The organism is uncultured Propionibacterium sp. (genome assembly GCF_963539965.1).
Lineage (GTDB): Bacteria > Actinomycetota > Actinomycetes > Propionibacteriales > Propionibacteriaceae > Propionibacterium.
This window is the reverse complement of sequence record NZ_CAUTOU010000109.1, coordinates 1-3,877: the sequence shown is the minus strand read 5'-3', so window position 1 is coordinate 3,877 and position 3,877 is coordinate 1. Positions and strand designations below refer to the sequence as shown.

General features: G+C 73.6%; 4 protein-coding genes and 1 pseudogene. 2 read left to right on the top strand and 3 right to left on the bottom strand.

The genetic code is table 11. The annotated features are described in order from the left end of the window. Positions 1–127 precede the first annotated feature (127 nt). Positions 128–1,498, bottom strand: coding sequence for a D-alanyl-D-alanine carboxypeptidase/D-alanyl-D-alanine-endopeptidase (dacB, locus tag R2N01_RS11190; RefSeq protein WP_316671216.1), 1,371 nt, complete (start codon positions 1,496–1,498; stop codon positions 128–130). A 61-nt stretch (positions 1,499–1,559) separates the two neighbouring features. On the opposite strand from dacB, the gene R2N01_RS11185 reads away from it, so the two are divergent. Beyond that, entirely contained in the window at positions 1,560–2,117 is a 558-nt protein-coding gene (locus R2N01_RS11185; protein ID WP_021798865.1) for an inorganic diphosphatase, read from the top strand. A 38-nt stretch (positions 2,118–2,155) separates the two neighbouring features. Here the strand turns inward: R2N01_RS11185 and R2N01_RS11180 are convergent, their stop codons facing one another. Beyond that, entirely contained in the window at positions 2,156–2,524 is a 369-nt protein-coding gene (locus tag R2N01_RS11180) for a CrcB family protein (protein ID WP_316671214.1), read from the bottom strand. Continuing rightward, the gene (locus R2N01_RS11175; protein ID WP_316671212.1) at positions 2,521–3,000 is read right to left on the bottom strand and encodes a CrcB family protein; all 480 of its coding nucleotides are present in this window, start codon (positions 2,998–3,000) and stop codon (positions 2,521–2,523) included. The genes R2N01_RS11180 and R2N01_RS11175 overlap by 4 nt, the downstream gene beginning before the upstream one ends. A 76-nt stretch (positions 3,001–3,076) precedes the next feature. Here R2N01_RS11175 and R2N01_RS11170 point away from each other — a divergent pair. Next, positions 3,077–3,877, top strand: a pseudogene (locus R2N01_RS11170) (site-specific DNA-methyltransferase); the annotation flags it as partial.

Below are 3,877 nucleotides of genomic sequence, written 5' to 3'. Positions count from 1 at the left end.
CGAGTCGGGGCCGCCGGAGCAGGCGGCCCGCACTCGCAGGCCGCCGTCGAGCGCCTCGGCGACGACGGGCGCGAGGGCCCTCGTCACGGCGAGGGCGGACGCTCCGAGCGCGCGGGTGCTCACGGCGTCAGGCCGCGCACCGGCAGCCTGCCAGGGCCGCGGCGAGCTCGTCGAGGTAGGGGCGGGCCTCGGTCCCGGCGCCGTTGATGACGATGGTGAACACGGCGATCGAGCCGTCGGCCGTCGGCGTGTACCCGGTCAGGGTGCTGGCCACGTCGAGGGTGCCGGTCTTGGCGCGCACCAGGCCCGCGCCGGCGGACGAGGAGGAGTCGAGGTAGCGGGTCTCGAGGCTGCCGGTCGCGGCGGCCACGGGCATGCCGGCCAGACCCGTCCGCATGGCGTCCGAGCCGGCGGCCACGACGACGATCCCGCTGAGGGTGCCGGCGGTGAGACGGTCATTCGCCGACAGGCCCGACCCGTCGTGCAGCGAGTCGGCGTCCGACCAGACGCCGAGCGCGCGCATCTGCTGTTCGAGGGCGGCCACCCCCCCGTCGAAGTCGGCCTGCCGGCCCCGCGCGATGGCCAGGTGGCGCAGCAGGTTCTCGGCGATCGAATTGTCGGAGTGGCGCAGGCAGATCTGGACGATCTGGCCCAGCGGCAGCGACTCGACCCGGGCGACGGTGGTCGCGGCCGGGTCGGCGGCGCGGGCCGTCGGGTCGCCGGTGACGGTGATGCCGGCCGCAGCGAGCTGCTCCGCGAAGGTCCTGACCGCCGAGGCCCCGGAGTCGCCGGAGTCGTCGCCCTGGTCGACCGTCAGCGCGGAGACGTCGTTGACGTACTCCATGTCCCCCTCGGCCCAGTCCTGGTGGCGGGTAGCGCCGGTGAACAGGGACTCGTCGTAGCCGAGGGTGATCGAGGTGATGCCGGCCGCGCTGAGCGCCCGGGCGGTCCGCGCGGCCAGCTCGGCCGAGGTCGCGGGCTCCGGGGCCTCGTACTGGTAGGCCGATTCGGTGCTGGCCAGCAGCGGGTCGCCGCCGCCGACGAGCGTGTAGCTGCCGTCGGGTTCGGCGACCACCGTCGTGGCGTACCGGGTGTCGGCGCCGACGGCGTCGAGCAGGCTCATCGTCGTCATGAGCTTCATGTTCGAGGCCGGGATGATGGCCTGCGAACCGTTCTGGTCGAACACCTCGTCGCCGCCCGTCAGATCGCGGACCGAGACCGACCAGGACGGGTCGAGGCCGGCCGCCGACAGGGCCGGGGAGATCCGATCGGCGGACAGGGCCGGGTACTGCCCGGGGCCGGCGGCCGGGTCGATGACGCCGGTGCCCTCGTCCCGGGCGGAGTACAGGCCGGACGGGATCGTCGAGGAGCCGTCGGCGACGAGGAGGCCCGTCGCGCGCGCGGCGATCCACCCGCCGGCGCCCACGACGACGAGCGCGATGGCGACGATCCCGGCGAGGACCGTCCGCCGCCCTGATTGTCCCCTCGTGGAATTCACTCCGCCACCTCCGACCGAGTAGTGTCTGGCCCAGGTTCCCCAATCATAAGGACGCAACGCCGTGACCGATGATTTCCGAATTGCCACGGGCCTGCCCCAGTACGGCCTGACCTTCGACATGACCGTCGAGATCCCCCGCGGCACGAAGAACAAGTACGAGATGGACCACAACACTGGTCGCATCCGCCTCGACCGCACCCTGTTCACCTCGACCCAGTACCCGTACGACTACGGGTTCATCGAGGGCACGCTCGGCGAGGACGGTGACCCGCTCGATGCAATGGTGATCGTGCCGGAGCCCACCTTCCCCGGGTGCCTGATCGAGTGCCGCGCGATCGCCATGTTCCAGATGCAGGACGAGATGGGCGGCGACGACAAGGTGCTGTGCATCGCCACGGCCGACCGCCGCCGCGACTACATGGACGACCTGGACGACGTCCCGCAGATGGTGATGCTCGAGATCGAGCACTTCTTCACCGTCTACAAGGACCTGGAGCCCGGCAAGTCCGTCGAGGGCGCCTCGTGGGCCGGGCGCGAGGAGGCCGAGGCCGAGATCCGCGCCTCGTACGCCCGCGCCAAGGGCACACCGTACGAGCACCACAAGGTGGATCTGCAGTAGGGCCGGGCGCCTCCCCGGGGCGTCCCCGGCCCGCGCGCTCAGCGGGTCAGCAGGAGACCGGCCCAGGCCAGCGCCATGCAGCCGAGCGCGTTCAGCCCGAGCGCGACCAGCGCGTGGCGGGCCTTTCGGGCCCGGGAGAGGCGGACGATCTCGACGCTGGCCGTGCTGAAGGTGGTGAAACCGCCGCAGAAGCCGGTGCCGGCGACGAGCGCCAGGCGGTCGTCGCCCCCGGTGACCACCAGGCCGGTGATGAGGCCGAGCAGCAGCGAGCCGGCCAGGTTGACGAGGATCGTGCCGAGCGGCAGCTCGGTCCTCAGCCGGCTCCTGATGACGGCGTCGACGACGAAGCGGGCGACGGCGCCCAGGCCGCCGGCGGCGGCCATGAGCAGGACGATCGGGGGGCTCATCGACGCCCGGCCCCCCTGCCTCGGCGGGCGCGCTCGGCGAGCCCGATGCCCGCCCAGGCGCAGCCCAGGCCGCCGGCGACGCTGGCGCACAGATAGCCGAGCGCCAGGGCGGGGCTGGCCCGGTCGGCGAGCAGCGCGAGTTCGGTGGCGAAGGCCGAGTAGGTGGTGAGGGCCCCGCAGAACCCGGTGCCGAGGCCGAGCCGCAGGGCCCGGCGCCCGCCCTCGTCCGGGTGGTGGGCCAGGGCCTCGAGCAGACAGCCGAGCACGAGGGCGCCCAGCAGGTTCACGGCGAGCGTACCGATCGGCCAGCCGCCGCGGGTGCCGAGCAGGCGGCCGGCGCCCCAGCGGCACAGCGTCCCGAGCAGGCCGCCGGCGAAGACGAGCGCCAGCATGAGCGGCCGGGTGTGCAAGGGCCGCTCGGGGGACCCGGACGGGGCGACGGCGGACGGCCCCTCGTCTCTGGGATGCGCAGACATCGTCCTCTTCTCAGCGCCCCTCCCCGGCCCGGGCACCGGGTCCAGGGGCGGCGCCCCTCGTGGAAGGATTGGGCGCGTGAGCGATTACGTCATGCTCGTGACCCCGTCCGCCAACCGAGTCTACGCCGGTCGGGCCCCCGCCCTGGCGGCGGCCGAGCTGGCCGTCACCACTGCCGTGGAGGCCCCCGAGCGCACCGCCGTGGCCGGCGTCGAGTACGTGGGGTTCGGCACCGGCGTCCTCGACGCGGCGCAGATCGCATGCCAGTCCAGCGCGCTCGCCCTGTTCGAGCGGGTCGGCGGGCTGCTGCGCCCCGTACGCCTGCCGGCCGTGCGGGTGATGGACGACGACCTGGTCACCATCACCAAGTACGCGGGCAAGACGAACGAGATGTTCACCCGGCTGCTGCTGCACGTCACCTGCTCGCAGGTGCGCGTCGGGGCGTCCGGTCGCCCGGCGCTGCCCGGCGGCGGCCGCCAGCTGGACGTGCTCGACCCGATGGCCGGGCGCGGCACCACGCTGCAAGCCGCCTGGGAGACGGGCCACAACGGTTTCGGCGTCGAGGCCGACGAGAAGGCGGTCGGGCAGATGGCCGCGTTCATGAAGACCTATCTGCGCCGCAAGCGCCTCAAGCACTCGGCCGGCACCCATCCCGTGCGCCGCCAGGGGCGCGTCATCGGTCGGCGCTTCGACGCGACGACCGCCCCCCGCATCGCCACGAGCGGGCACGAGGCGGTCGAGGGCGCACCCGAGCTGACGATGAGCGTCCTCACCGGGGACACCCGCGACTCCGCGGACCTGTTCGGCAGGCGCCGCTTCGACGCGATCGTCACCGATGCGCCGTACGGCATCGTCCACGGCGCGCGCCCGCCGAGGAGC

What these genes read in the sequence shown, in the direction of transcription:
- R2N01_RS11180 (WP_316671214.1), bottom strand. Translation starts at nt 2,524, where the DNA reads ATGAGCCCCCCGATCGTCCTGCTCATGGCCGCCGCCGGCGGCCTGGGC.
- R2N01_RS11175 (WP_316671212.1), bottom strand. Translation starts at nt 3,000, where the DNA reads ATGTCTGCGCATCCCAGAGACGAGGGGCCGTCCGCCGTCGCCCCGTCC.